The sequence below is a fragment of the Frondihabitans sp. PhB188 genome (genome assembly GCF_003752365.1).
Classification (GTDB): domain Bacteria; phylum Actinomycetota; class Actinomycetes; order Actinomycetales; family Microbacteriaceae; genus Frondihabitans.
In genome coordinates, this window is sequence record NZ_RJUO01000001.1 from 561567 (window position 1) to 587795 (window position 26229).

Annotated in this window: 25 protein-coding genes and 2 tRNA genes; 6 read left to right on the top strand and 21 right to left on the bottom strand. The window is 70.0% G+C overall.

Going from position 1 to position 26229, the window contains the following annotated elements; genetic code table 11:
• Positions 1 to 82 precede the first annotated feature (82 nt).
• The 7 genes from EDF46_RS02615 to EDF46_RS02645 all read right to left on the bottom strand — a co-directional run bounded on the left by EDF46_RS02615 (position 83) and on the right by EDF46_RS02645 (position 6003).
• Complete coding sequence (locus EDF46_RS02615) at positions 83 to 592, bottom strand: DUF3145 domain-containing protein (protein ID WP_123505164.1); 510 nt, start codon at positions 590 to 592, stop codon at positions 83 to 85.
• 144 nt (positions 593 to 736) lie between these two features.
• Positions 737 to 2365, bottom strand: a complete 1629-nt coding sequence (locus EDF46_RS02620; protein WP_123504708.1) for a bifunctional 3'-5' exonuclease/DNA polymerase — start codon at positions 2363 to 2365, stop codon at positions 737 to 739.
• A gap of 36 nt (positions 2366 to 2401) precedes the next feature.
• Entirely contained in the window at positions 2402 to 3241 is an 840-nt protein-coding gene (locus tag EDF46_RS02625; protein ID WP_123504709.1) for a DUF1684 domain-containing protein, read from the bottom strand.
• Positions 3242 to 3352: 111 nt separating this feature from the next.
• The gene (locus tag EDF46_RS02630; RefSeq protein ID WP_123504710.1) at positions 3353 to 4003 is read right to left on the bottom strand and encodes an FMN reductase; all 651 of its coding nucleotides are present in this window, start codon (positions 4001 to 4003) and stop codon (positions 3353 to 3355) included.
• Entirely contained in the window at positions 4000 to 5127 is a 1128-nt protein-coding gene (locus EDF46_RS02635; RefSeq protein ID WP_123505165.1) for an LLM class flavin-dependent oxidoreductase, read from the bottom strand. The genes EDF46_RS02630 and EDF46_RS02635 overlap by 4 nt, the downstream gene beginning before the upstream one ends.
• A 146-nt stretch (positions 5128 to 5273) precedes the next feature.
• A complete protein-coding gene (locus EDF46_RS02640; RefSeq protein ID WP_123504711.1) occupies positions 5274 to 5615 on the bottom strand; it encodes an excalibur calcium-binding domain-containing protein in 342 nt (113 codons plus the stop codon).
• A gap of 79 nt (positions 5616 to 5694) precedes the next feature.
• Positions 5695 to 6003, bottom strand: a complete 309-nt coding sequence (locus EDF46_RS02645; RefSeq protein ID WP_123504712.1) for a hypothetical protein — start codon at positions 6001 to 6003, stop codon at positions 5695 to 5697.
• Between the two features lie 136 nt (positions 6004 to 6139).
• Here EDF46_RS02645 and EDF46_RS02650 point away from each other — a divergent pair, with 136 nt between their 5' ends.
• Together EDF46_RS02650 and EDF46_RS02655 are read left to right on the top strand one after the other, a co-directional pair.
• Positions 6140 to 6649 (top strand): hypothetical protein, encoded by a 510-nt coding sequence (locus EDF46_RS02650; RefSeq protein ID WP_148061125.1) that lies wholly within the window; start codon positions 6140 to 6142, stop codon positions 6647 to 6649.
• Between the two features lie 79 nt (positions 6650 to 6728).
• Positions 6729 to 7652: a hypothetical protein gene (locus EDF46_RS02655; RefSeq protein WP_123504714.1), complete on the top strand. Its 924-nt coding sequence runs from the start codon at positions 6729 to 6731 to the stop codon at positions 7650 to 7652.
• Positions 7653 to 7877: 225 nt separating this feature from the next.
• On the opposite strand, the gene EDF46_RS02660 is transcribed toward EDF46_RS02655, so the two are convergent.
• Together EDF46_RS02660 and EDF46_RS02665 are read right to left on the bottom strand one after the other, a co-directional pair.
• Positions 7878 to 9263, bottom strand: a complete 1386-nt coding sequence (locus tag EDF46_RS02660; protein WP_123504715.1) for an MFS transporter — start codon at positions 9261 to 9263, stop codon at positions 7878 to 7880.
• A gap of 232 nt (positions 9264 to 9495) precedes the next feature.
• Positions 9496 to 9912 (bottom strand): hypothetical protein, encoded by a 417-nt coding sequence (locus tag EDF46_RS02665; protein ID WP_123504716.1) that lies wholly within the window; start codon positions 9910 to 9912, stop codon positions 9496 to 9498.
• 82 nt (positions 9913 to 9994) lie between these two features.
• Between EDF46_RS02665 and EDF46_RS02670 the strand changes: the two genes are divergently transcribed.
• Positions 9995 to 10204, top strand: a complete 210-nt coding sequence (locus EDF46_RS02670; RefSeq protein ID WP_123504717.1) for a hypothetical protein — start codon at positions 9995 to 9997, stop codon at positions 10202 to 10204.
• Here the strand turns inward: EDF46_RS02670 and EDF46_RS02675 are convergent.
• From EDF46_RS02675 to EDF46_RS02685, 3 genes are all read right to left on the bottom strand, one after another.
• Positions 10202 to 10275 (bottom strand) — tRNA-Ile (locus EDF46_RS02675). The genes EDF46_RS02670 and EDF46_RS02675 overlap by 3 nt on opposite strands.
• Positions 10276 to 10306: 31 nt before the next feature.
• Positions 10307 to 11581, bottom strand: a complete 1275-nt coding sequence (locus tag EDF46_RS02680) for a glycosyltransferase (RefSeq protein ID WP_123504718.1) — start codon at positions 11579 to 11581, stop codon at positions 10307 to 10309.
• Between the two features lie 77 nt (positions 11582 to 11658).
• On the bottom strand, positions 11659 to 12573 hold the full coding sequence (locus EDF46_RS02685; protein ID WP_233579764.1) for a DMT family transporter: 915 nt from the start codon (positions 12571 to 12573) through the stop codon (positions 11659 to 11661).
• A gap of 40 nt (positions 12574 to 12613) precedes the next feature.
• Between EDF46_RS02685 and def the strand changes: the two genes are divergently transcribed.
• Positions 12614 to 13189, top strand: coding sequence for a peptide deformylase (gene def / locus EDF46_RS02690; protein WP_123504719.1), 576 nt, complete (start codon positions 12614 to 12616; stop codon positions 13187 to 13189).
• An 85-nt stretch (positions 13190 to 13274) separates the two neighbouring features.
• Positions 13275 to 13347 (top strand) — tRNA-Asn (locus EDF46_RS02695).
• A gap of 131 nt (positions 13348 to 13478) precedes the next feature.
• Here the strand turns inward: EDF46_RS02695 and EDF46_RS02700 are convergent.
• The 9 genes from EDF46_RS02700 to dusB all read right to left on the bottom strand — a co-directional run bounded on the left by EDF46_RS02700 (position 13479) and on the right by dusB (position 25566).
• Entirely contained in the window at positions 13479 to 14486 is a 1008-nt protein-coding gene (locus tag EDF46_RS02700) for a D-isomer specific 2-hydroxyacid dehydrogenase family protein (protein WP_123504720.1), read from the bottom strand.
• A gap of 41 nt (positions 14487 to 14527) precedes the next feature.
• Positions 14528 to 15379 carry an ATP-binding cassette domain-containing protein gene (locus tag EDF46_RS18510; RefSeq protein ID WP_123504721.1) on the bottom strand — a complete coding sequence of 284 codons (852 nt, stop codon included), beginning with the start codon at positions 15377 to 15379 and terminating at the stop codon, positions 14528 to 14530.
• Between the two features lie 3 nt (positions 15380 to 15382).
• The gene (locus EDF46_RS02710) at positions 15383 to 17068 is read right to left on the bottom strand and encodes an ABC transporter ATP-binding protein (RefSeq protein ID WP_123504722.1); all 1686 of its coding nucleotides are present in this window, start codon (positions 17066 to 17068) and stop codon (positions 15383 to 15385) included.
• Positions 17065 to 18075 carry an ABC transporter permease gene (locus EDF46_RS02715; protein WP_123504723.1) on the bottom strand — a complete coding sequence of 337 codons (1011 nt, stop codon included), beginning with the start codon at positions 18073 to 18075 and terminating at the stop codon, positions 17065 to 17067. The genes EDF46_RS02710 and EDF46_RS02715 overlap by 4 nt, the downstream gene beginning before the upstream one ends.
• A gap of 2 nt (positions 18076 to 18077) precedes the next feature.
• Entirely contained in the window at positions 18078 to 19130 is a 1053-nt protein-coding gene (locus tag EDF46_RS02720) for an ABC transporter permease (protein ID WP_233579867.1), read from the bottom strand.
• A gap of 120 nt (positions 19131 to 19250) precedes the next feature.
• Positions 19251 to 20909, bottom strand: a complete 1659-nt coding sequence (locus EDF46_RS02725; protein ID WP_233579766.1) for an ABC transporter substrate-binding protein — start codon at positions 20907 to 20909, stop codon at positions 19251 to 19253.
• Between the two features lie 180 nt (positions 20910 to 21089).
• On the bottom strand, positions 21090 to 22991 hold the full coding sequence (gene dnaG / locus EDF46_RS02730; protein WP_123504726.1) for a DNA primase: 1902 nt from the start codon (positions 22989 to 22991) through the stop codon (positions 21090 to 21092).
• A gap of 61 nt (positions 22992 to 23052) precedes the next feature.
• Positions 23053 to 24366: a deoxyguanosinetriphosphate triphosphohydrolase gene (locus EDF46_RS02735; RefSeq protein ID WP_123504727.1), complete on the bottom strand. Its 1314-nt coding sequence runs from the start codon at positions 24364 to 24366 to the stop codon at positions 23053 to 23055.
• Positions 24367 to 24417: 51 nt separating this feature from the next.
• A complete protein-coding gene (dusB, locus tag EDF46_RS02740; RefSeq protein WP_123504728.1) occupies positions 24418 to 25566 on the bottom strand; it encodes a tRNA dihydrouridine synthase DusB in 1149 nt (382 codons plus the stop codon).
• A 167-nt stretch (positions 25567 to 25733) separates the two neighbouring features.
• On the opposite strand from dusB, the gene EDF46_RS02745 reads away from it, so the two are divergent.
• A complete protein-coding gene (locus tag EDF46_RS02745; protein WP_123504729.1) occupies positions 25734 to 26222 on the top strand; it encodes an aminoacyl-tRNA deacylase in 489 nt (162 codons plus the stop codon).
• Positions 26223 to 26229: the final 7 nt, after the last annotated feature.

The window sequence follows — 26229 nt, forward strand, 5'->3', positions numbered from 1 at the left end:
ACGAAGGCCCGGTCTCGCGACCGGGCCTTCGTCTTGCACGTCCCCGTGTCGATGGGGCCGCACGTGGTGCAGTCTGACGCGTCTAGCCGACCTTGTGGAGCCACACGACGGGGTTGCCCTCGCCGGCGTGGCGGAACGCCTCCAGCTCGTCGTCCCACGCCTGGCCGAGGGCGAGACGCAGCTCGCGGTGGAGCTCCAGGGTGTTCGATCCTGCGATCTCCATCGCGTAGCGGATCCGGTCTTCGGGCACGACCGTGTTGCCCACGGAGTCGGTCTGCGCGAAGAAGACGCCGAGGTCGGGCGTGTGCATCCAGCGCCCGCCGTCAGCCCCGTCAGACGGGTCTTCGGTCACCTCGTAGCGCAGGTGCTCCCACCCGCGCAACGCGGACGCGATAGCCGCGCCGGTGCCGGCAGGGCCCTCCCAGTGGAACTCAGCGCGAAGCGAGCCCTTCAGGACAGGCTGATCAGCCCACAAGAAGTTGACCGCACGGCCGAGGGCACGACCAGCAGCCCACTCGACATGCGGGCTCAAAGCACGTGGGGACGAGTGGACGAAAAGGACGCCCTGCGCCACCGACGCAGTGTTGGTTATTGCAGCCACGATTCCTCCGTTCGATTAGGTGCGACTTCCCCATCGACCTGGTGAACGGATCCTTCGTGGTGGTTCTGTGTGAATTATGGCCGATCAAGCCTGGAAATCACAACTGTGTAATCCCCGGGAACCCGGAATCGCCCTCTACTTGGCATCGGCGTAGGAGCGCACGGTCGCCACCGTGACAGGGAACAGCACCGGAGCCGACCCGAACAGCAGGCGCCCGGCCTCCGCCGCGGCCTCCTCGACCAGGCCCGCGACCTCGGCCGCGCTCTGCTCGGGCGCGTGCACGACGACCTCGTCATGCAGGAAGAACACTAGGTGCGGCGCGTCGTCGTCGGTGCCGAAGCGCTCGGCCAGACGGCGCCGCAACGACCCCATCCAGCACAGGGCCCACTCGGCGGCGGTGCCCTGCACGACGAAGTTGCGCGTGAAACGGCCCCAGGCACGCTCAGCGGTGCCCACGTCTCCGGTGCCCATCTCCGGCGGGAGCGCCTCGCCACCCGGCTTGGGCGACGTCCGGCCGAGGAGGGTGTGCACCACTCCCCCGTGCTCTCCCTCGCGCGCCGCCTTCTCGACGAACGCGATCGCGTCGGGGAACGCTCTCGTGAGGCGGGGCATGAGGCGGCCGCCGTCGCCCGAGGTCGCGCCGTACATCGCGCCCAGCATGGCGACCTTCGCCTCGGCGCGCGTGGCCACGGCCCCGGTCGCGACGATCCCCTCGTAGAGGTCTCCGGCGCCGGCCCGGGCCATGGCCCGGTCGCGCGAGAGGGCGGTCAGGATCCGCGGCTCGAGCTGCGACGCGTCGGCCACGACGAGCGTCCAGCCGTCGTCGGCGACCACCGCGCCGCGTACGGCCTTCGGCAGCTGCAGCGCTCCGCCGCCCGAGGTGCCCCACCGGCCCGTCGCGGCGGCGGCCGGGACGTACTCCGGCCTGAACCGCCCGCCGACGATCCACTCGTCGACCCACGCCCAGCCGTTCGCGGCGAACAGGCGCTGCTTCTTCTTGTAGGCGAGCAGGGGCTCGATGACGGGATGCTCCAGCTCCCGGAGCTCCCACTGGCGGGTGGTCCGCACGTCGAGACCGGCGCCACGAAGGGCCTTCAGCAGCTCGCCGGGCGAGTCGGGGTTGAGGTCGGGTGATGCGAGGGCCACGCGGATCTCGGCGAGGTCGCGCTGCATCGCGGCCGGCCGTGCGCCGATCGACGGCCGAGGCCCCAGCAGGGTCGTGAGCAGGTCGTCGTGGCGCTCAGACGACCACGGGATGCCCCGGTGCCGCATCTCGGCGGCGATCAGCGCGCCCGTCGACTCGGCCACCGCCAGCAGCTCCAGTCGCGGTCGCTCGACGCTGGCCTCGATCGCGGCCCTCTGGCGCAGGAACTCGCCCACGGGATCGGGCAGCGACTCCGGCTCGACGACGAACAGCACGCCGGAGTCGTGCGGAGCGGCCTGAGGGGCGTCCCACACGCCCGGGGCCTCCCCGTGGATCTCAGCGCCGACGGCGAAGGCGGAGCGCCGCAGGATCGCATGCAGCAGCCGGAGGTCGACGCAGCGCTCGACCCGGAGGCCGCGCTCCAGCAGCCGCGGGTACCAGCGCGCCGTGTCGTCCCACACCCAGCGCGTCGCCGCGTGCTCGCCCTCGACGATCACGTCATCGATCTCGGACGGCAGGAACTCGCGCCCCTCGCCGACCTCCAGTGCGCCGCCGCGTCCCCGCGTCACCGGCGTCGCCCGAACCCCCTCGCCGGGCAGGCGGGCGAGCACGGTGAACATACGTTCGACTCTACCGGCGCGCGGGATGTCGTCAGCCTAGGCGTGAAGCAGCGAGCCGTCTTTCGCGAGCACGTTCTTCTCGCCGGCCTCGATCGGGATCGCAAAGCGGTTTTGCTTCGGCGGTATCGGGCAGTTGAAGTTGTACGAGAAGGCGCAGGGCGGAAGGACCGCGCGGTTGAAGTCGAGCATGATCGTGCCGTCGTCGGATGGCGTCGGGAAGAGGAAGCGGCCGACCGAGTAGGTGCTGTCGCCGTTTGTCGCATCGCCGAACACGAGCTGCAGGCGGTCGCCGTCGCCGGACGGGAAGGCGGCGAGCTCGTAGTCGACGCCGTCGCGACTGAAGCGGATCAGGCCGGGCAACGGCTGCGGGCGGCTCAGCTCGAGGTCTTTCTGGTGGCGGATGTCGACCTGCGCGCCCTCTTCGGTAGGGACGAAGTCGGCGGTGACCACCCACGACGGGTCGAAGTCGAACGAGTCGACGCTGCCGAACGCCTGCGCGGCGTCGGACGAGGTGTCCCACACCCGGAGGGCGTACGACGAGCGGTCGTCGTTGGCGATGACGGTGCCGGTCGCCCCCGACGCGAAGCGGAGCGTCGACGGCACCATGGCGTCGTCGCCGGCGACGTAGACCGTGCCGTCGACCACGTCGCCGTCGACGACGATGCCGTCGGCCTCCGTCGCCGTCAGGGCGAGGCCGCCGAGGCCCTTCGGCGCCGGAGCCCAGGTGCCCGGCACGCCCCACACCGGCTGCGCCGAGTCGACCCACTGCGTGTTCGTCAGGGCCAGGAAGCCCTGCGGGCCGGTGGCTCGCTCACGGCGGCGCTGGCGGTAGCGGTCGAGTTCGGCGGTGGCGGAGGCGATGGCGGTGTCGTTCATGGTGGGCCCAACGTACGGGAGTCCTCCGACATTTCCTGCTGCCCCCGCCGAGACGGCACGGCCCCTCCCGGGATCGGGAGGGGCCGAGCCGATCCGACGGGGGCGGGCCTGCTATTCGGCCGATAGGCGCCGGAGCTGCTCCTCGAACGGCACGACGGCGTCGGCGTCGAACGCACCCGGGCGGCGCGTCGTGTGACCGGCGACGAGGTCGGCGAGCTGCTCGCCGGCGCGGGCGACACGGTCGGGGAGGGTCGTGGTGGTCTCGTCGCCCGAGCCCCAGTCCTCCGATGCGGCGAAGACGCCGAGGGGCACGACGACCGAGCGCAGATACGCGAACAGGGGCCGGAGGGCGAGGTCGAGCACGAGGGAGTGGCGCGGGGAGCCGGCCGTGGCGCCGATGAGGACCGGAGTTCCTGCGAGCGAATCCTTGTCGACGACATCGAAGAACGACTTGAACAGGCCGCTGTACGACGCCGTGAACACCGGGCTGACGGCGATGACGCCGTCAGCGCTCGTGACGGCCGCGATGGCCGCCTCGAGGGCCGGCGACGGGAAGCCCGTCAGCAGGTTGTCGGTGATGTCGTGCGCCAGATCGCGCAGCTCGATCACCTCGACGTCGGCCGACTCCCCGAGCGACGCCAGGCCGCGGGTCGTGGCCTCGGCGAGGCGGTCGGCGAGCAGACGGGTCGACGAGGGCTGGCTGAGCCCGGCCGAGACGACGGCGATGCGCTTGGCCGGCAGGCCCGAGGGTGCGGCGCTCATCGGAGCGCCGGGACAGCTGCGGGGTCGGCCGAGGAGACAGCCGGAGTCGCCTCGGCGGCGCGAGCCACCTGGTTCGCGTGCGTGGGTGCATCCGGCACGTCGGCTGGACGCCCGATGGCGAACTCGCGGCGGAGCACCGGCACCACCTCGGAGCCGAGCAGGTCGAGCTGCTCGAGCACGGTCTTGAGGGGCAGGCCGGCGTGGTCCATCAGGAAGAGCTGACGCTGGTAGTCGCCGACGTAGCCGCGGAAGCCGAGCGTGCGGTCGATGACCTCCTGCGGGCTGCCGACCGTGAGGGGCGTCTGCGCGGTGAAGTCCTCGAGCGAGGGTCCGTGGCCGTAGACCGGGGCGTTGTCGAAGTACGGACGGAACTGCCTGACCGCGTCCTGCGAGTTCTTGGCCATAAAGACCTGGCCGCCGAGGCCGACGTAGGCCTGGTGGGCCTTGCCGTGTCCGTAGTGCTCGAACCGCTCGCGGTAGAGCTGCACCATCTGAGCGGTGTGCGAGGCGGGCCAGAAGATGTGGTTGGCGAAGAACCCGTCGCCGTAGTACGCGGCCTGCTCGGCGATCTCGGTCGACCGGATCGAGCCGTGCCAGACGAACGGCGCGATGCCGTCGAGGGGGCGCGGCGTGGCTGTGAAGCCCTGCAGCGGGGTGCGGAAGTGGCCCTTCCAGTCGACGACCTCCTCCGTCCAGAGGCGGTGCAGCAGGGCGTAGTTCTCGATGGCGAGGTTGATGCCCTGGCGGATGTCCTTGCCGAACCACGGGTAGACCGGGCCGGTGTTGCCGCGTCCCAGCGTCAAGTCGACGCGCCCGTCGGTGATGTTCTGCAGGAGTGCGAAGTCCTCGGCGATCTTCACCGGGTCGTTCGTGGTGATCAGCGTGGTAGCCGTGCTCAGGATGATCTTCTCGGTCTGTGCCGCGATCATCGCGAGGAGCGTCGTGGGGCTCGAGTTCGCGAACGGCGGGTTGTGGTGCTCGCCGGCGGCGTACACGTCGAGGCCGACCTCCTCCGCGTGCTTGGCGATGGTGATCATCGCCTTCAGGCGCTCGTGCTCGGTCGGCGTGACGCCGGTCGTGGGGTCGGTGGTGATATCGCCGACGCTGAAGATTCCGAACTGCATGCCGCTCTCGTTGCTCATGACCTCTACCCTACCTCCGTTTGTATGCGTCTGCATACAGTTCGGTTCAACGCGGCCCGGACGCAGAAATTCCCGGCCTCTCGGGAGAGGTCGGGAATCGCGCGCCGGCGGAGGAGAGAACGGGTCGCCTAAGACTTCTCGCAGGCGATGCCGTCCTTGTCGGCGTCCGACTTCTTGTTCGCGTTGTAGAGAGCAGTGTCGTGCTTGACCGTGCCCTTGAGCGCCCGGTGGTAGGTCTTGCCCTTGGAGTGCGTCGTGTTGGTGGTGACGCCCTTCTTGGCGATGCCACCCGACCAGTGCTTGTGGATCTCGGTGCAGTTCTTGTACGTGGTCGACTTGGGGGTCACCTTGTTCACGGACGAGGTGTGAACGGTGCTGGCCGACGAGGCTTCGGCCGCGACGACGACCGACGGCACGGCGATGGCGACCGTGAGGACGGTGGCGGCGATGGCCAGGCGCGGAGAGATCATGCGACGACCGTACGGGCCGGTTCCTGCGCCCTGGAAGTCCCATAACGAGCGCCCCTCGAACGGGTGACCCGCCTGCGGCTCAGCGATCGACGGGCGGTGCGAGGCGGAGCTGGCGCTCGGGAAGCTGGCACATCGCGATCGGCCCCTCGAGGTCGGGTGTGTACTGCGGGGTGTCGAACTGGATGGTCCAGACGCGCGACGACCCGCCGATGACCGAGACCGGCTGCCAGGCCGAGCCGCCGGCGCGCACGACTATGCCGGTGGGTCCGTCGGGGAACGGCGAGGCGGGGTCTTCGAGCGAGTCCACCACATGCACCTGCGCCCCGATGCCGAATCCCGTGTCACGGGTGATGGGCGAGTCGGTGCCTCGCAGTCGTCTGCCGAACATGGGCTCATTCTCGCACCGCCGGCACGCCGCGGAGGGGTTCCATCGGATACTGCAACACACCTGAAACGCGTTTGCGCGCTCGTGCACGCCGATCGCGCCGGCATTCGACCCCTCTCAGCCGGCCGGAGTGCCGCCCGTGGCCCCACCCCCGCCTGAGGCGCCCTCGCGCGTCTCGCTGGTGATGCGGTCGCTGACCGGCCGCGACTGGATCGTCGCGGCCGTCACAGGCGTGGCCGGGTTCTTGGCGGCCTACGTCGTGGCGGTGCTGTCGCTCCTGCTGACGGCACTCGTGCTCGCTGCGTCGGCGTCCGGATCGGGAGCAGGATCGACCTCGACGGGCGGCGCATCACCCATGCCCGGAACGTCGTCGCTTCCGCAGGTCGACGCCTCGAGCATCTTCACGATCCTCGCCGGTGCGCCGGCCCAGCTGGTGCTGCTGGCCGACCTCGGCCGTCTCCGCATAGCGGGCAGCCTCGAGTACCTCACGACGGTGTCCGGCTCGGCCCACCTCGGCTCCGTCCCGGTGATGATCGCGCTCGCCCAGATCGCCGCGATCGTGCTGCTCGCCCGTACGCGCGTCGACGTGGGCTCGATCGCGGCCAGACGCTGGTCACCTCGGCCGTCACCGGCCTGGCCCTGGCACTGACGACCCTGCTGATCGGCCTGGCGCTCGGAATCCGCGGAGGATCCTGCTTCGATCTCTCATCGCGGCGGGCATCGTCATCGTGCTGGTCGTCGGCGGCGCCATCACCGCGACGACGCTCCGCACCAGCGTCTACGGCCCCGGGCCGGTGGCCGAGGCCTACCTCGGAGACCTGTCGCGCGGCGACGCAACTGCCGCGGCGAAGCTCGAAGGCAGCGCGAAAGCGTCGGGCGGCATGATGACGGACGCCGTCCTGTCGAAGGCGTCGGCGCGCATCACCGACGTCGCCATCGGAAAGGTGACCACGTCGGGCGACATCGCCACCGTGGCGGCGGCCTTCTCGGTGGGCGGGAAGCAGCAGGACGCCATCCTGCAGCTCACGCGCACCGGGACGAGCTGGTTCTTCAAGGACGAGTGGAAGGTCAAGCCCCTGACGTCTACCGTCGACGTGCGGGCCGACACGATCTTCGCGACCTCGGACGTGACCGCCGGCGGGACCGCGGTGGGCGCGCTGTCGGACAGCGGACTCGAGCTGACGGCCTACCCGGGCGTCTACGACCTGTCGATCGCGGGAACGGACTACTTCGGATCGACCGTCCAGAAGATCGCGGTGGGCGCCGGCTCGTCGTCGTACGGGGCCTCGGCGCAGTTCGAGGCGAAGCCCACGGATCGGCTGACGACCGACGCCGAGAAGATCGTCACCGACCTGATCGATACGTGCGAGAAGTCGACTCGCGGCGACCTCGACTCGGACTGCCCCTTCTACGGACCGGGCTCGGGCTACACGAAGGTCTCGTACAAGGTCACGAAGCAGCCGACGCTGGCGGTGTCGCTGAACGGCGACTCGATCTCCGTGACGAGCGAGGGCGGCTCGGGCTCGGTCACGGAGAAGTACACCGACGAGTTCCTCGGTACCTCCTACCCCTACTCGTACGACACCACCTTCAACGTCTACGTCTCGCTCAAGGTCGTCGACGGCAAGCTCGTCGTGGACGACAGCTACTGACCCGATCTCAGCTGCTGACCCGATCTCAGCTGCAGACCCGATCTCAGCTACAGACCCAACCGCAGCTGACGGGGCGGCTCCCCCCGGGGTTCTCGCTGGGACGCTTTCCCTGGGCGTGAATTCACGCCCAGGGAAAGCGTCCCGAGACCGAACCCCCGCGGCTCGCGGACACAGTCTTCGTCTCGATCGCTTCAGGTCGGACGGGCGGATGCCCGGGGCGCGGCGTCAGCCGCCGTGGCCCGGCACGGTGCGGATCGCGGCCGTGTGCGTCTGAATGGTGCGGATCGATGACGTGATCACGGTCGGGATCGACGTCGTGATGGCCTGGATCGATGTCGTGATGACGGGGATCGACGTCGTCGACAGGGTCGCCTGCGAGTGACCGTGGACCGGGAAGCCGCGGCGGGCTGCGAGGACGACGCCGAAGCTCACGACGAGCACGGCAGCGGCCGCGAGCGGAAGCACGCCCAGGCCGGCTCCGCTGTAGACGGCGCCGCCGACTGCGGCACCGCCGGCGATGCCGATGTTCGAGGCGCCGTTGATGATCGCGCCGGCGATGTCGGGGCTGACGCCGCCGGTGCGGATCGCCGCCGCCATGAACAGGGTGCCCGTCGTGCCGTTGGCGGCCATCCAGAGGCCCGCGACGACGAACGTGCCGACGAGCGAGCCGTGGACGAGCGGCAGGGCCGCGATCGAGGCGACCATGACGGCGACGGCCACCAGGAGCGTCTGCCGCGGCGCCCGGTCGACGAACGAGCCGGCCGCGACGAGCCCGATGATTCCGGTGCCGCCCAGGACGAGCAGCGCGCCGCCGATGTAGTCGTGACCGAGGCCCGCGCCCTCGAGGTACGGGCCGATGTAGGTGTAGACGACGTAGTGGCCGGCGAAGAGGAGCAGGTCGGCGATCGCGACCGCGATGAGGCCGGATCGCGCCCATGACTTCACGGAGCCCAGGTGAGGCTGGGACTCGCCGCGGACCGACGGCAGGAACAGCAGTGCGACGACGGCCAGGAGCGCGCTCGCCACTGCGACGCCGCCGACGGCAAGGCGCCATCCTGCGTGCTCTCCGACTGTCGTGGCGATGGGGACGCCGATCACGAAGCCGAGGGACGAGCCGGAGTAGACGAACGCGATCGCCCGGCCGGCCAGACGCGGCGGGACGATCTTCGTGGCGTACGCGGATGCGACCGAGAAGAACAGGGCGTGGGCTACGCCGCCGATCACACGGCCCGCGCAGACCACGGCGAAGCTCGGCGCGAGCGCGATCAGCAGGTTCGAGAGCGCGTAGCCGCCCAGGGTGGCCACCAGGATCGCCCGACGCGGGAAGCGCGTGGTGGCGAGTGTGAGGGGCAGTGCGAGCACCGCGACGGCGACCGCATAGACCGTGATGACGAGGCCCATCGACGAGACCGAGACGCCGAGGCTCGAGCTCATCGAACCGAGGAGCCCTACGGGCATGAGCTCGGTCGTGATGGCGAAGAACGTGGCGAGGCCGAGCACGGCGATGCCGACGACGGCGCGGGGTGTCAGCTCGTGCGGCTGCCCGACGGCGGGCGCTGCGCCGGCGCGAGGCGTGCGCAGTGTGCGGGGTGCTGTGGAGGTGTCGGTCACGGGACTCCCGGGAGCGCGCGACGAAGCCGGGCGTCGGGGAACGCCGGAACCGCAGACCTGAATGCGGCCTGGCGGGGCAGTCTCGTCGTGGACTCGGATTGATGGTGGACGGTGGTGAGTGCGTTCCACTCCACGACGAGTGATGCCCTACCAGTGTTGCACGCACCCCTCCCCCGTGCGCAAGGCACCAGTCCTGGGGACTCCCCTAGAATTTCTTATATTGCTTCGATGACTACTGGGCGTCGAGGCGCGAGGTGTTCTCGCGAGCACCGCCGCGCAGGATCCTGCGGACGCGCGGGACGGCGAGCCCGAGGATGTCGCCGATGTCGCGCTTGGTCACGCCGGCCGCATCGAGCTGGTCGGCGGCGCGGCCGAGGGCGTTCCACTCGGCGTCGAGCGCCTCGTCGGACGCAGTGCGGAGCTGGGCGGCACGGTCGAGCTGAGCCTCGACGTCTCCCGGGTACTCGACGACGATGTCGAGCTCGATCGTGTCGGGCTCGACATCTTCGAAGTCGGCGATGAAGGCACGTGCGACGTCGTCGGCCTCGCCCAGCCAGCGGGCTGTGGCCGTGCCGCCGATCGGGGCGATCTCGACGCGCCAGGCGTCCTCGTCGCGGGACACGGTCACGTCGTACTTCAGAGAAGGCATGCGTCGAGTCTGGCAGACCGCCGGGCCGCGCGTTCCGCCTGCCACCACGCGTCGAGACTCGCGACGGCGTAGGTTGAGGCCCATGGACTCACGGACCGGGCGCATCACCCTCATCGTCGTCGGCGCGATCGTCGTGGTGGTCGGGGGCGTGTTCGCTGGCCAGGGGGCCGATCTGATCCCCGGCAGCTCCATGACCGGTGACCGGAAGTGGCTGGTCATCGGCGGCATTCTGGTGATCGTCGGGCTCGTGCTCGTGGTCCGGGGCCTTCGCAGGCGCCGTTCTGACACGTAGGGCGGACGGGACTTGAACCCGTGACCGAGCGATTATGAGTCGCCTGCTCTGACCAGCTGAGCTACCGCCCCGCATCCGCGCTCGGGCCGCTGGACGGCCCGGCTACGACGACGAAGAGGACTCGGTCTGCGAAGCACGCGCGGTGTCGGCGACCGGGTCGGCCACCGCCTGACCACGATACAGCTTCTCGAATGTGTCGAGTGTGCGGCCGATGTCGTGCGGCTCGATCATCTTCAGGCTCGCCGTGCGCATCGCGACGTAGTTGGCATCGGACTTCTCGAGCACGAGAGTCAGCTTCTCAGCGAGGTCGTCGGCGTCGCCCGGGCGGAACAGATAGCCGTTCGACCCGTCGTCGACGAGGTGCGGCAGGGCCATGGCGTCGGCCACGACGATGGGCAGCCCTGAGGCCATGGCCTCGAGGCTCGCGATGCTCTGGAGCTCGGCCGTCGACGGCATGCAGAAGACGGTCGCGTCGGTGAGCGTGCGGCGCAGCTCGTCGTCGGAGAGGTAGCCGGCGAACGTGACACGGTCGGCCAGACCGAGGTCGGCCGTCATCTGCGTGAGACGCCCGAGGAGGTCGCCGCCGCCGACGATGACGAGCTTCGCGTCGAGGGTGGGCGAGAGCTTGGTCATCGCCTGCAGGAGCACGTCGATGTGCTTCTCGCCAGTGACGCGGCCAACGAAGACGATGGTGTTGTCTTTCGGGCGTCCCGGCTTGGCCGTGTAGTCGGAGGCGTCGATTCCGCAGGAGATGGCGTAGACGCCGGTGATGTTCGTCGCCGCCTCCAGGAAGCCCGCGGCCTTCTTGGTCGGCGTCGTGATCTCCTGCACGTACTCGTAGGTGTGAGCGGCGTCCTGCCAGGCCTTCGTCACGATCCAGTCTTTGAGGCGCTTCGGCATCGGAGGGAAGTGATCGACGAGGTTGTCGGGCATGAAGTGGTTGGTCGCGATGATCCGGATGCCGCGATCGTGGGCGACCTTGGTGAGGCCGCGACCGATGATGATGTGCGCCTGGATGTGCACGACGTCGGGCTTGAACGACTCGACGATGCGGCGGGAGTGGAATTTGACGGTCCACGGCGTCGCGAAGCGGAGCCAGTCGTGCAGCGGCCAGCGGGTCGAGTTGAGGCGGTGGACCGTGAGCACCTGCCCGTCGTGCTCCTCGCGGAAGGTGCCGTGCTTGCGAGTCGCTGCGGGAGCGACGACGTGCACGTCGTGGCCGCGTCCGGCGAGGCCGACCGCCAGGCGCTCGGTGAAGTTCGCCGCGCCGTTGACGTCGGGCGGAAACGTGTCGCCGGCGAGGAGCACCCGCAAGGGCCTCTGCGGGGTGACGGTGGAGGGGGCGGGACTGTCGCCGGGGGCGGTGTCGTGGGTCACGGGGAGGTGGCGTCCTTACCGGTGGTGACGGGCGGCTGGAGAAACGGCCTGAGGCCAGTGGTTGGGCCCAGGCTAGCTCAGCGGCTCGCCTGCGGGTGGTGTTTGGCGAGCTGGAAGACGCCGTAGACGGCCAGAGCGCCCGCGGCGAGGTAGAAGATGGCAGCCCACCACGGGGCCGTCGAGGCCTCCCCCAGAACCAGGACGCCCACGCCGACGGCGACGAGCGGATCGACCACGGTGAGTCCCGCGATTACCAGGTCGGGCGGTCCGGACGAGTAGGCGTTCTGCACGAAGTAACCGCCCAGGGAGCCCGCGGCGATGAGGAACGCGGCGCAGACGAACGTCAGAGCGTCGAAGTTCGACGACTCGATCCTGTTGATGATCACCTTCGCCAGTGTGGCCACGAAGCCGTACAGGAAGCCGGCGCCGATGATGTAGAACAGCGCCCGGATCCGGGTGCGGAAGAGCAGGAAGGCGGTCAGCCAGATCGCGAAGACGAATGCGAGGATCACCAGCACAGTCACGAGCTGGCCGGTCGTGATGGCGGGCTCGGTCGCCGTCAGGGCGGCGACGGTGACGAACAGGCCCACGCCGCCGACGCAGAACAGGATGGCGCGTTTCGACTGGCGGTCGAGACGCTGACGCGTCGTCCGGGAGTTCAGGATCGCCGTGACCACGAGGGCCACGGCGCCGAGGGGCTGCACGACGATCAGCGGCGCGAAGCTGAGGCTCGTGAGCTGGAACACGATGGCGAGCCCGAGCATGGCGCTGCCGATGACCCAGGACGGGCGACCGAGGAGACGCAGCATCTGGCCGACCTTGAGGCCCTTGGCGGCTCCGCCCGAGGCGCGCTCCACCTTGGCCACGCCGCGGTGCTGGAGCTGCGCGCCGACCGACAGGAAGATTGCTCCGACGAGCGCGATGGGGATCCCGATGGCCTGATGCGTGCTCAGCGTGACCGGCGTGGCGAGGACGTCGAGAGGCAGTGGCACTCCCTCACGCTACCGCGACGGCCGCCGATAGGCTGAGTGAATGGCTGTACGACCGATAACCATCACCGGCGAGCCCGTGCTCCACGAGCCCGCTGCGCCCGTCACCGAGTTCGACGAGTCGCTCCGCGAGCTCGTCGCCGACATGTTCGACACGATGGACCAAGCGCCCGGCGTGGGCCTCGCCGGGCCGCAGGTCGGCGTGGGCCTGCGGCTCTTCGTCTACTCGTGGTCGGACGACGACGGCGAGGCCTGGCGCGGCGTCGCGATCAATCCGCAGCTGTGGCAGACGCCGCTCGTCCCCGAGTCGGTCGACGAGCTCGACGACGAGCTCGAGTCGGAGGGGTGCCTGTCGATCCCGGGCGAGCGGTTCCCGCTTCGACGCGCCGACGGCGTCCTCCTCCGCGCGGTCGACATCGACGGCGAGCCCTTCGAGATCGAGGCGTACGGCTGGCTGGCACGCATCTTCCAGCACGAGTACGACCACCTCGACGGCCTTCTGTACGCCGATCGCGTCGACTACCCGTTCGCCAAGGCCATCTCGAAGGTGGCCAAGAAGAAGGGCTGGGGCGTGCCCGGCAACACCTGGATGCCCGGTCTCGACCACCCCGAGGGCTGAGGTGTTCATCAGCGGCCGAAACGTTTGCTAGAGTTGTGGTCGCTGTTCAAACGGATCACATCCAAGCGACACGAACAGCTGCCATTCCTCGATAGCTCAATTGGCAGAGCAGCCGGCTGTTAACCGGCAGGTTCTTGGTTCGAGTCCAAGTCGGGGAGCGAAGCCCCCACGGCTCCACCCGTGGGGGCTTTTTTCCTGTCCGCGCGCTGATCACACGTGGGGCGGCGATCTATCGGGGCGGCCCCAGGGGCTGGTGCGGCGTCGGAGGCGGCTACCGCCCGGCGGCGGTCTAGTAGCCGGCCGCCGGGTCGACCACGCCGATGAACTCCCCGTCGCCCGAGAGGGCGGCGACATTGTGCCGGATCCGCTCGGCGAGGAGCGGAGCCGTCATCTCGGGCGTGTCGGCCTGGTGCGGCGTGATCAGGGCGCGGGGCTCGGTCCAGAGCGGGTGTCCGTCGGGCAGGGGCTCGGGGTCGGTGACGTCGAGTCCGGCGCCCCAGAGCGACTCGGCCCGGAGCGCCTCCACGAGCGCATCCGTGTCGACGAGGCCTCCTCGCGCGATGTTCACGAGCACCGCCGTGTCTTTCATCAGGTCGAACTGGCTCGCGCCGAACATCTTCGCGGTGTCGTCTGTCATCGCCGCGGCGACGATCACGACGTCGGCGTCGGGAAGGACCTCGTCGAGCGACGACGCCGCCACGGTGCGGGCGGCGCCCGGAACCGGCGACGTGCTGCGGCGCACCACGGTGATCGACGTGTCGAACGGCTCGAGCAGGCGCATGATCTCGAGGCCGATGCCGCCGGCGCCGACGATCACGACGTTGAGGCCGTAGAGCGAGATGCCCTTGGGTACTGTCGCCCAGCTCGACGCGCGCACTCGTTCCGGGAACACGCGGAGGAGCGCCAGCGTCAGCGCGACGGCGTGCTCGGCGACCGGCTCGGAGTAGGCGCCCTTGGCACTCGTCCACAACGGCCGCGGCGAGTCGGCGTACTTCTTCATGATGGGCGCGAACATGTCGACACCGGCCATGGGCAGTTGCACCCATTCGATGTTCGGGTGCGTCGTCAGCACCTCGTCGAGCTCGTCGATCGCCTTGTGCGACAGCCACATGAGCCCGCGGGTCTCGTCGTCGATCGGTCCGAGAGTCCCGCCGCCCGCCTCGACAGCGTCGACGACGTGCTGCTCGACCGACGGGCCGACGGCGATCGGGCCGGGGGTGGGGCGGCGCTCGTCGGGGACGACGGGGGACGGGGTCAGGACGGCGCGGTGGCCGCGCGCGGCGGAGCTGGAAGTCACGGGTGCCTTTCTGGCGGTGGTGCTCGGGATCGGGCTCGGCCTCAGCGGTGTTTCTTGGGTGTGCGGTCGGATGCCGGGATGATGTCGATGGGCGACGTCTGCGACAGCACCTTCACGTACGGGTCGACCGTCTGCTCCAGCACGACGTCGAGCTCGCCGAGGCCGACCAGGCGCCCCGCCCGCAGGACGGCGACGCGGTCGGCCACCGCGCGGGCCTCGCCCACGGACGACGTCACGACGACGGCCGAGAACGAGCGGCCGGTGTGGATGCTCCTGAGCAGCTCGAGCACCGACTGGCGCACGAGGGCGTCGACGCCCCGGGCGGGCTCGTCGGCGATCAGGACGGTCGGCTCGAGCACGAGGCTGCGGGCCAGGGCGATGCGCTGGCGCTGGCCGGAGCTGAGCTCCCAGGTCTGCTTGCGCATCGTCGACATCGGAAGGTGGACGGCGTCGACGAGCTGGGCGACGCGGTGGCCCGCCTCGATGCGGTCGAAGCGGCGGTCGCGCTCGTACAGCGGCTCGGCGACGGCCTCGGCGACGGTCAGATCGGGCTTGAGCGCGTCGCCGTCGCTCTGCGACAGGTAGCCGACCCGCGAGGTCAGGCGGTCGCGTCGGCGCGACGAGATCGTGCGGATCCGCTCGCCGAGCACGAAGAGCTCGCCGCCAGCGATCCGGGGCGAGCCCTCAGGTGGTCGTCGACCGTGGGCCAGACCGGCCAGAGCGCGTGCGAGCGTGGACTTGCCGGAGCCCGCCTCGCCCAGCACGCCGAGGATCTCCCCCGACGCGACGGTCAGCGTGACGCCGTCGACAGCCCGGACCTCCGCGTGGCCCGACCGGGCCGGGTACAGCAGCGACAGGTCGTCCGCCACGAGGACGGGAGCTTCGACGGCCATGACTCAGGACTCCTGGTTCGTTTCTGCTCGGGTGAGCGCAGCCAGAGCCTCGCGGCGCCGCGCCTGCTCGGCCGGATCCGGGACGGGGAGCGACGCGAGCAGGCGCTTGGTGTACGCGTGCTCCGGAGCCCCCAGGACCTGGTCGTTCGGCCCCGATTCGACGAGGTCTCCATGGAACAGTACGCCGATCCGGTCAGCGAGGATGTTCACCACGGCCAGGTCGTGGCTGATGAAGAGCGCCGCGAAGCCCAGGTCTTTCTGCAGCTCGGCGAACAGCTCGAGCACGCGCGCCTGCACCGACACGTCGAGCGCGCTGGTCGGCTCGTCTGCGATCAGCAGCGTGGGGTCGAGGGCGAGCGATCGTGCGAGGCTGGCGCGCTGGCGCTGGCCGCCGCTGAGCTCGTGCGGGTAGCGGTCGCCGAACGCCTTGGGCAACTGCACCGCCTCCAGGAGCTCGTCGACCCTCCCCCGGGCCGCGCGGGCGTCGCCCGCTCGTCCATGCACGATGAGGGGCTCGGCCACGCACTCGGCGATCGTGAGCAGCGGGTTGAACGACGAGGCCGGGTCTTGGAAGACGAACCCGATGTCGGCTCGCTTCGGCTTGAAGTCGCGCTCCCGGACGCCGTTCATCTCGACGCCGAGCACCTCGAGAGACCCGCCCGTCACCCTGGTGAGACCCGCGATCGCCCGGCCGATGGTGGTCTTGCCCGAGCCGGACTCGCCGACGAGGCCGAGCACCTGCCCCTTCGCGATCGTGAAGTCGACGCCCTTGACGGCGCGGAAGCCGCCCCGGCCGAGCCGACCCGGGTACTCGATCTCGAGCCCCGAGGCGCGTACGACGACCTCGGCGTCGGCGGCAGGCGCCGCCTGGTGGCCGCGCGCCTCGAGACGCGGCACGCTGCCGAGCAGGCGCTTCGTGTAGTCGTCCTGCGGGCTGGCGAACAGCGTCGCTGCGTCGGCCTCCTCGACGACCCCCCCGAGGTACATCACGGCGACGCGGTCGGCGAGGTCGGCGACCACGCCCATGTTGTGCGTGATCAGCACGATCGCGGCGCCGAACTCGTCGCGGCACCGGCGCAGCAGGTCGAGGATCTCGGCCTGGACCGTCACGTCGAGCGCGGTGGTCGGCTCGTCGGCCACGATCACCGACGGGTTGAGCACGAGGGCCATCGCGATGACGACCCGCTGCTTCTGGCCGCCCGAGAACTGGTGCGGGTAGTAGTCGACACGGGTCGCAGGATCAGGGATGCCGACGCGACGCAGGATGTCGATCGCCCGCTTCCTCGCCTCGCGCCTCGACACCTTGCCGTGCGCGCGGATGCCCTCCGCGATCTGCCAGCCGACCGTGTAGACGGGGTTGAGGGCCGTGGAGGGCTCCTGGAACACCATCGCGACATCGGTGCCGCGCAGCTCGCGCACGCGCTTGGGCCCGACCGAGAGAACGTCTTCGCCAGTGAGGAGCACCGCACCCGAGGCGACGGCGGTGTCGGGGAGGAGGCCCAGGATCGTCTTGGCGGTGACGGTCTTGCCCGATCCTGACTCCCCTACGATCGCGAGGACCTCGCCGGCTCTCACCTCGAGCGACACTCCCTGGACGGCGGGCACGTCGCCGCCGTCGGTGGCGAAGGTGACCTCGAGGTCTCGGATGTCGACGGCCTTCAGGCGGTCGTCGTGAGCGGTGTCGGTCATGCTCCGGCCCCTTCGGTCGTGGCGGCCGCTGGCAGCGGCGTGGTCGCGGCTGTGCGCCGCTTGGCCCGGCGTCGGGTGCGGAGGCGCGGGTCAGCCAGGTCGTTCAGGCTCTCGCCGACGAGGGTGACGCCGAGCACGAGCAGCACGATCGCCGCGCCGGGGAAGACGCCCGTCCACCAGATGCCGCTCGCCGTGTCGGAGAGGGCCCGGTTGAGGTCGTAGCCCCACTCGGCGGCGGCGGTGGGACCGATGCCGAAGCCGAGGAACCCGAGGCTGGCGAGGGTGAGGATGGCCTCGGACGCGTTCAGCGTCAGGATGAGCGGAAGGCTGCGCGTGGCGTTCCTGAGCACGTGCTTGAACATGATGCGGGCGGTCGACGAGCCCACCACCTTGGACGACTCGACGAAGGCCTCGGCCTTGAGCCGGACCGCCTCGGCGCGGACCACGCGGAAGTACTGCGGCACGAACACGACCGTGATCGAGATCCCGGCCGCGACGATGCCCCCGAGCAGGCTCGACTGGCCGCCCGAGATCACGATCGACACGACGATCGCGAGCAGGAGCGACGGGAAGGCGTAGACCGCGTCGGCGATGACCACGAGAACGCGGTCGAGCCAGCCGCCGAGGTAGCCGGAGACGAGTCCGAGCACGACGCCGATGGTGACCGACAGGATCACGGCCACGATGACGACCGAGATCGCCGTCTGCGCGCCCCAGACCACGCGGCTGAACACGTCGTACCCGCCGACGGTCGTTCCCCAGATGTGCTCGCCGCCCGGCGCCGCCTGGCGGGGGAAGGCTCCCGCGTCGTCGCGGAGCTGGCCGAACCCGAACGGGGCGATCAGCGGGGCGAAGATCGCGGTGAGGATGAACACCAGGCAGATGACGATGCCGGTGATGAGCATGCCGCGCTGGAGGCCGACGCTCCGGCGGAGCTGCGCGACGACGGGGAGGCGCTTGTACCAGGGTGCGCGCTTGTCTTTGGCTGCGGCGAGGACGTTCGTCATGATCAGTACCTCACTCGCGGGTCGATGAACGCCGCGACGATGTCGACGATGAAGTTGGTGACCGCGACGATGACCGCGAGAAGGGCGACGATGCCCTGCACCGCCACGAAGTCGCGTGCCGAGAGGTACTGCTGGAGCTCGAAGCCGAGGCCGCGCCAGCCGAACGTGGTCTCGGTCAGGACGGATCCGCCGAGCAGCATGGCGATCTGCAGGCCCATGACCGTGATGATCGGGATGAGCGCCGGCTTGAGGGCGTGTGCGCGCACGAGCTTGATCTCGGAGACCCCGCGCGAGCGGGCGGCGTCGATGTAGTCGGCGCCGAGCGTGCCGATGACGTTCGTGCGGACGAGGCGCAGGAACACGCCGCCGGTGATCAGGCCGAGGGCGAGGGCGGGCATGACCGCGTGGGCGAGGACGTCGGTGATGATCGTCGGGTTTCCCGTGCGGAGCGCGTCGATGATGTAGATGCCCGTCGGGTTCGGGATGCCGCCGAGCGCCAGCTCGATCCGGGTCGACGCGCGGCCGCCGAGCGGGAGCCAGCCGAGCCAGACCGAGAAGACGAGCTTGAGCAGGAGGCCGGCGAAGAACACCGGGGTCGCGTAGGTGAAGATCGCGAAGACGCGGAGGATCACGTCGGGCCAGCGGTCGCGCACGTAGGCGGCCAGCATGCCGAGCGGGATGCCCACGATGAGCGCGACGATGAGCGCGTAGAACACCAGCTCGATCGTGGCGCCGCCGTAGGTCAGGAGGATGTCGATGATCTTCTGGTGATCGGTCAGCGTCGTGCCGAAGTCTCCGCGAGCGAGCTGCCCGAGGTACTCGCCGTACTGGACGATGATCGGCCGGTCGTAGCCGGCGGCGTGCAGCCGCTCCTGCAGCTGGGCCGGGGTCAGGCGTCCGCCGACCGCGGCCGTGATCGGGTTGCCGACCACGCGCATGAGGAAGAACACGAGGGTGACGAGGATGAACACCGTCGGGAAGATCAGCAGGAAGCGGATCAGGACGTAGCGCCCGAGCCCGCCTCCCCGCGTTCGCTCGCGGCGGGGGCCGGACACGGCGGGCGCCGTCGGCGAGGTGTCGTTGAGAACTGTCACGTCACTCCTGGGATTGCGAGGGAAGGGGTGTCTGCCCCGACGACTGAGGTCGCCGGGGCAGACACCCCGATGGAGCTGCTGCTACTTCGAGAGAGCGGCGTAGCGGAACTTGAAGGAGGCGTCGAGCGTGTCGTCGACACCCTTGACGTCCTTGCCGGAGACCGCGACCTGAGCACCCTGCAGGAGGGGCAGCGTCGAGATGTCGCCCGCCTCGAGGGTCTGGATCTCCTGGATGTCCTTGGTGCGCGTCGCCTTGTCGGTCTCGCTGCGCTGAGCCTCGATCAGCGAGTTGACCTTCGAGTCGCTGTAGTGGTTCAGCAGGAATCCGCCGGGGACGTCCTTGCCGTCCGATCCCGGCGAGGGGAGGAAGAACGGCGTCAGGTAGTTGTCGGCGTCGCTGTAGTCGGGGAACCAGCCCAGCTGGTACAGCGGGTAGGCGTCTTTGGTGCGCTGCGTGCTGTACGTGTCGTAGAGCGTCGACTGGAGGTTGACCGTGAAGAGACCGGTCTCTTCGAGCTGCGACTTGATCAGGGCGTACTCGTCGTCGGAGGACGCGCCGTAGTGGTCGGGCGTGTACTGCAGGTTTAGCGTGACCTTGCCCGAGATGCCGGCGTCTTTCAGGGTCGACTTGGCCTTGTCGGCGTCGGGGCCGCCGTCGCCGTCGCCGTAGAGGGTCTTGAACGGCGTGATGGCGCCGGTCAGGCCGTCGGGCACGGGCGAGTAGAGCGGCGTGTAGCTGCCCTTGTAGACGTCCTCGGAGAGCGCCTGGCGGTCGACCGAGTCGGCGACGGCCTTGCGGACCGCGAGAGCCTTCGCGGCGTCGGCGTCGGCGGTCTTGGCGCCGTAGGGCATGGTGTCGAAGTTGAAGACGATGTAGCGGATCTCGCCACCGGGACCGTTGTGCACGGTGACGTTGGAGTCTTTCTTCAGCGAGGCCAGGTCGGTCGGGCTCAGCGAGCGGTACGCCACGTCGACGTCGCCCTTCTGGACGGCCAGCTTGAGGTCGGTCTCGTCGGTGAAGTACTGGGCGGTGACCGACTTCGACTTCGGGGTTCCGAGAAGGCCCTTGTAGCCGTCGAACGCCTTGTACTGGATCAGCTCTTTCGGCTTGTACTGGGTGATCGAGTACTGACCGGCGAAGCCCTCGCCCTTGACGATGGCGGCATCGGAGGTCACCTTGGTGGCGCTGAAGACCTGCTCGTCGACGATCGGGCCCGCGGGGCTCGACAGCACCTGCGGCCAGGTCTGGTCGTTCGCCGTCTTGAGCGTGAACACGACGGTGGTGGGGTCGGGGGCCGCGGTGCTCTTGAGGTTGGAGAGCAGCGACGACGGGCCGTTCGCGTCGGCGATGGCCAGCTGGCGGTCGAACGTGAACTTCACATCGGACGACGTGAGGTCGTCGCCGTTCGCGAACTTCAGGCCGCTCTTGAGCTTGACCGTGTACTCGGTCGGGGCCGTGAACGAGGCGCTGGTCGCGATGTCGGGCTTGACGTCGGGCGAGCCGTACGGGGTGTTCAGGAGGAACGGGTACACCTGGTTCATCACGGCGAAGGAGCCGTTGTCGTACGAGCCCGCCGGGTCGAGCGAGGTGATGACGTCGGAGGTGCCGACGATCACGCCGTCGAGGCTGTCGGTGGTGGTGGAGCCGCCGGAGGCGCAGCCTGCGAGGACCAGGGCGGCAGCGACAGCGCCGCCCACTCCGATCGCGGCGCGACGACCGAGCGAAGACTTCGAATTCACGTGGTGTACCCCTTTGTGTCGGTGCGTGAGCCCCGCGGCTGCCGATGCTGTGATCGCCGGCGGGGCTTTCATTCTTTCGATAGGACCGGGCCGCTGCGCAATTTGAGGCGAAGTGTTTACAGGCCCGCAACGAGCCGCGCACGACTTGTGCGTCAGCGCACGACTTTTGCGTGCACGAGCCTACTCGTTGCGCAGAGTGCGTCGTGCCGCCTCGACGGACACGAGCTTCTCTCCGATCTCGCGCCGCCGCTCGGGCTCGGTCTTCGCGTCGGTGCGGTGCATCTGGCCGAGGAGCTCGGCCTTCTGCCGGAGCAGGTCGCGCTCGACGAGCGACGACAGGATCCCCTGACAGTAGGTCGCGACGTCGCGCCCCTCGCGCTCGGGAAGGGGCCCGCCGGCGAGCTCCTTCACCAGCCCCAGGAAGGGAGCAGGCGTCTGCTCCAGCACGGCCTCGACGAAGTCGCGGTCGGTCAGGCGGTCGAGGCTGGCGGCGACGGCGTCGCGGACGACGGCGAGCGAGCCGTTGACGAAGACGGCGAAGGCCGCCTGGGCGGTCAGCTCGGACGGCACCGCGTCAGGGTGCTGCAGGATCGCCATCAGGGCGTCTCGCTCGAGGCGGGTCGACGGGTCGTCGGGCAGCCGCAGGATGCTCGGACCCTCGTCGATCGGCCCGGCCGGCCGCTCGGGAAGACTGGTGATGGACTGCCGCGAGGAGTCGCTGGACGGCGCGAGCCGCTCGATCGCCTTGGGGGCGGTCTTGGCCGCGAACACGGCCGGCTCGACGTCGGACGGGTCGAGGCCGAGCCAGCCCGCGAGCTGTCGGATGTACCCCTGGAACAGCGCCGTGTCGCGAATGCCCGCGACGACGGGTGCGGCGCTCCGGAGCGCAGACGATCGACCCTCGACGGTCTCGAGGTCGAAGCCCTCGAGCGTGCGCTTGATCATGAACTCGAACATCGGACGGCGGCTGGTCACCAGTCGACGGACGGCGTCGTCGCCGCGGTTCAGGCGCAGATCGCAGGGGTCGAGCCCGTCGGGAGCGACTGCGACGAAGGTCTGGGCCGCGAAGCGCTGCTCCTCGGCGAAGGCGCGGCTCGCCGCGTTCTGCCCCGCCGCGTCGGGGTCGAACGTGAATACGACCTCGCCGGCGACCGACTGGTCGAGCCCGCTCAGGTCGCCGAGCATCGGCCGCAGCGCCTTGATGTGGTCGACGCCGAACGAGGTGCCGCAGGTGGCGACGGCCGTGGTGACCCCGGCGAGATGGCAGGCCATGACGTCGGTGTAGCCCTCGACGATGACGACCTGCTTCTGCTTCGAGATGTCGCGGCGGGCGAGATCGAGCCCGTAGAGCACCTGCGACTTGTGGTAGATCGGCGTCTCGGGCGTGTTGAGGTACTTCGGGCCCTGGTCGTCGTCGAGGAGCCGCCGGGCGCCGAACCCGATGGTGGCGCCGGTCACGTCGCGGATCGGCCACAGGAGACGCCCGCGGAACCGGTCGTAGGGGCTGCGGTCGCCCTGGCTGAGGAGCCCGGCGGTGACGAGCTCCTCGTCGCTGAAGCCGCGGCCCTTGAGGTGCGACCGGAGCGCGTCGAACGACTTCGGTGCGAAGCCGGTGCCGAAGCGGGCGGCCGCTGCCGGGTCGAAGCCGCGCTCCCCCAGGAACCGGCGCGCCGGATCGGCGTCGGGTGCGGTCAGGTGCTCGACGAAGAACTCGCCCGCGGCCTGGTTGGCCGCGAGCAGCCGCGCGCGGTTGCCGTGGTCGCTGGCCTGGCCGCCGTCTTCGTAGTGGAGGGTGAAGCCGACGCGGGCGGCCATGCGCTCGACGGCCTCCTGGAACGTCGTGTGGTCCATCTGCTGCACGAAGCTGAAGACGTCGCCGTCTTCGCCGCAGCCGAAGCAGTGGTAGCGGCCCACCTGCGGGCGCACGTGGAAGCTCGGGCTGCGCTCGTCGTGGAACGGGCACAGGCCCTTCATCGAGCCGATGCCGGCGCCCTTGAGGGTCACGTAGTCGGAGACGATGTCGACGATGTTGATGCGACTGCGCACCTCGTCGATGTCGGCGCGCTTGATCAGCCCCGGCACGCGGCACCCCTTTCGAACTCGCTCACTCTACGGCCGCCCACCGACGTTCGCGACGCGGGCACTACGGCCGCACGAGGCGGTCATGCCAGGCCATCGCGCTCTGGTCGGTGAGCGACGCCACCTGGTCGACGATCACGCGCCTGCGAGCGTCGTCGTCGACGGCGACGGCCCAGTCGGCGCGGAATCCGGCGTCGAGCTCGGAGGACCCCGTCGCCCACAGTGCGTCGGCGAGGCTCGAGAGCACCTCGCGCTGCTGCACGTAGATCGGCTGGCGGGTGTTGCGGGTCATCACGAAGGCGGCGACGATGCCCTTGAGGGCGGCGATCTCGCCGATGATCTCGGCGGGGATCACGACGCTGGCCGAGAAGCGCGTCAGGCTCGCCTGCGGGTAGTGCTGGTGCGTCGCCTCGGTGGCCGAGCCGGCGAAGCGGCCGATCAGCTGGCTGGTGAGGTTCTTCAGCCTGGCCTGGTCGAGGCGGCCGCCGTCGTAGTCGTGCAGCCAGACGTCGAGCGATCGCAGGCGGTCGAAGGCCTCGGTCAGCTCGTCTCGGCTGAGCTCGCCGCCCACCCACGCGTGCATCGCGTCGATGAGCGAGTCGTGACCCACCTTCGACGAGAGCGAAGCCACGTCGATGTAGCCGTTGACCACGGCGTCTTCCAGGTCGTGGACGGAGTACGCGATGTCGTCGCTGAGGTCCATCACCTGGGCCTCGATGCAGCGCTGGCGACGCGGGGCGCCCAGGCGGAGCCAGTCGAACGCCGGGGTGTCATCGTCGTAGAAGCCGAACTTGGTGCGACCGCCGGGGTCGGCGACACCCTGGGCCGCGGGCCACGGGTACTTGCAGCTCGCGTCGAGGCTGGCCCGGGTGAGATTGAGCCCGTAGCTGCGACCCGAGCCGTCGATGACCTTGGGCTCGATCCGGGTCAGGAGCCGGAGCGTCTGGGCGTTGCCCTCGAAGCCGCCGATGCCCTCGGCCCAGTCGTTCAGGGCCTTCTCGCCGTTGTGCCCGAACGGCGGGTGCCCGAGATCGTGGGCCAGGCACGCGGTGTCGACGACGTCGGGATCGAGGCCGAGGCTCGTGGCGAGCTCTCGACCCACCTGCGCGACCTCGAGCGAGTGCGTGAGGCGGTTGCGGGCGAAGTCGAGACCCGCGGTCGGGCTCAGCACCTGCGTCTTGGCGGCGAGTCGCCGGAGCGCGCTCGAGTGGAGGAGGCGCGCTCGGTCCCGGGCGAAGTCGCTGCGGCGGTTCGAGTGCTCCTCCGGGAGCCAGCGGTCGCTGTCGCGCTCGTCGTAGCCCGCAGCGGGCTCGGCGAACCGGGCGTTGCCGGCCGCGGTCGTCGACTCGGACGCGGTGACGTGTGTGCTGTTGTCGATGACTGTGCCCTTCGGGCGGTGGGAGGACGGTCGGGTGGAGCGGCGGACGCGTCAGCCCCCGCTGTGGTGCAGCTCGGCGGCGGCCAGCTCTTCGCGGAACGACTCGTCGAGCTCGCGGCTCTCGAGCCAGCGGTCCGGGAGCGACGGGCGCTTCGGGCTGCCGGCGCGCCCGCGCGGGCCCTCGGCGTCAAGGCCCGGGTAGCCCTGCGACCAGTCCATGGTGCCGAGCAGGTCGTCGATCTCGGGGAGGCTCGACGAGGCGGCCAGCGCCGCGCGGACGTCGCCGCCGACCGGGTAGCCCTTGAAGTACCAGGCGACGTGCTTGCGCATGTCTCGGCAGGCGCGCCCCTCGTCGCCCTCGTAGAACTCGATCAGCAGCTCGGCGTGCCGGCGGAAGGCCTGCGCGACCTCGCCGAGCGTGGGCTCGGCCTTCAGGTCTTCACCGCGGAACGCAGCCGCCAGGTCGCCGAACAGCCAGGGCCGCCCGAGGCAGCCGCGGCCGACGACGACGCCGTCGCAGCCGGTCTCGGCGACCATGCGAATGGCGTCGGCGGCCGACCAGATGTCGCCGTTGCCGAGCACCGGGACGTCGGTGATCGCCTCTTTGAGGGTCGCGATGGCCGACCAGTCGGCGTGCCCCGAGTAGAACTCGGCGGCTGTCCGCGCGTGGAGCGCGATCGACGCCACGCCGGCGCCCTCGGCGGCCTTGCCGGCCTCGAGGTACGTCAGGTGGTCGTCGTCGATGCCCTTGCGCATCTTGATCGTCAGGGGGACGTCGCCGGCGGCCTTCACGGCCCGCTCGACGATCTCGCGGAACAGCCCGAGCTTCCAGGGCAGAGCCGACCCGCCGCCGCGCCGCGTGACCTTGGGCACCGGGCAGCCGAAGTTGAGATCGATGTGGTCGGCGCGGTCTTCGGCGACGAGCATCGTGACGGCCTCGGCGACGGTGTTGGGCTCCACCCCGTAGAGCTGGATGCTGCGCAGGGTCTCGCTCTCATGGTGCTTGATGAGGCGCATCGACTCCGGGGTGCGCTCGACGAGGGCACGGCTGGTGATCATCTCGCTGACGTAGAGCCCGGCGCCGTACTCGCGGCACAGCCTGCGGTACGCCGTGTTGGTGATGCCCGCCATCGGCGCGAGTACGACGGGCGAGCCGACCTCGATGGGGCCGATTCGCAGCGGGGCGGTCGGCAGCGCCATGGCGCGTGCGGGCGGAGTGGCCGCCGCAGGAGCTGGCGACACCGGTACCGGGTGCGAGAGAGTTGTTGTCATCGGGATCGATTATCCCATCCCCTCGTACGTCCCACCGGCTGAGCGCCCAGCCTGTGGAGACCGTCCCCCTCTGTGGCGACCCGTGGAGAGACCAGATGACCGCAACGCCCGGAACCGACCGTCTGCTCGCCGACGCCGAGGCGCGAGGGCTGGCCGTCGAGGTCGTCGACCGTCCCGAGGCGGGGAGCCTGGTGGAGGCCGCTTCGGTGCTGGGAATCGACCCGTCGACGATCGTGAAGAGCCTCGTGGTGAAGAGGCACGACGGGCAGTTCCTGTTCGCGCTGGTTCCCGGTGGTCGGCAGATCTCGTGGTCGAAGCTGCGCGCGGTGGTGGGGGTGAACAAGCTGTCGATGCCGTCGCCCGACGTCGCCCTCGAGGCGACGGGCTACGAGCGCGGCACGATCACGCCGATCGGGAGCACGACGGCGTGGCCGGTGTACGCCGACGAGCGGATCGCAGGAACCCGCGTCGCCCTCGGAGCCGGAGCCCACGGGCGCAGCGCCTTCGTCGAGGCCGACGCGCTCCTCGCCGCCTACGGGGCGACCGTCGCCGACATCACCGACGACGAGAGGCCGCGCGACTAGCGCCCGT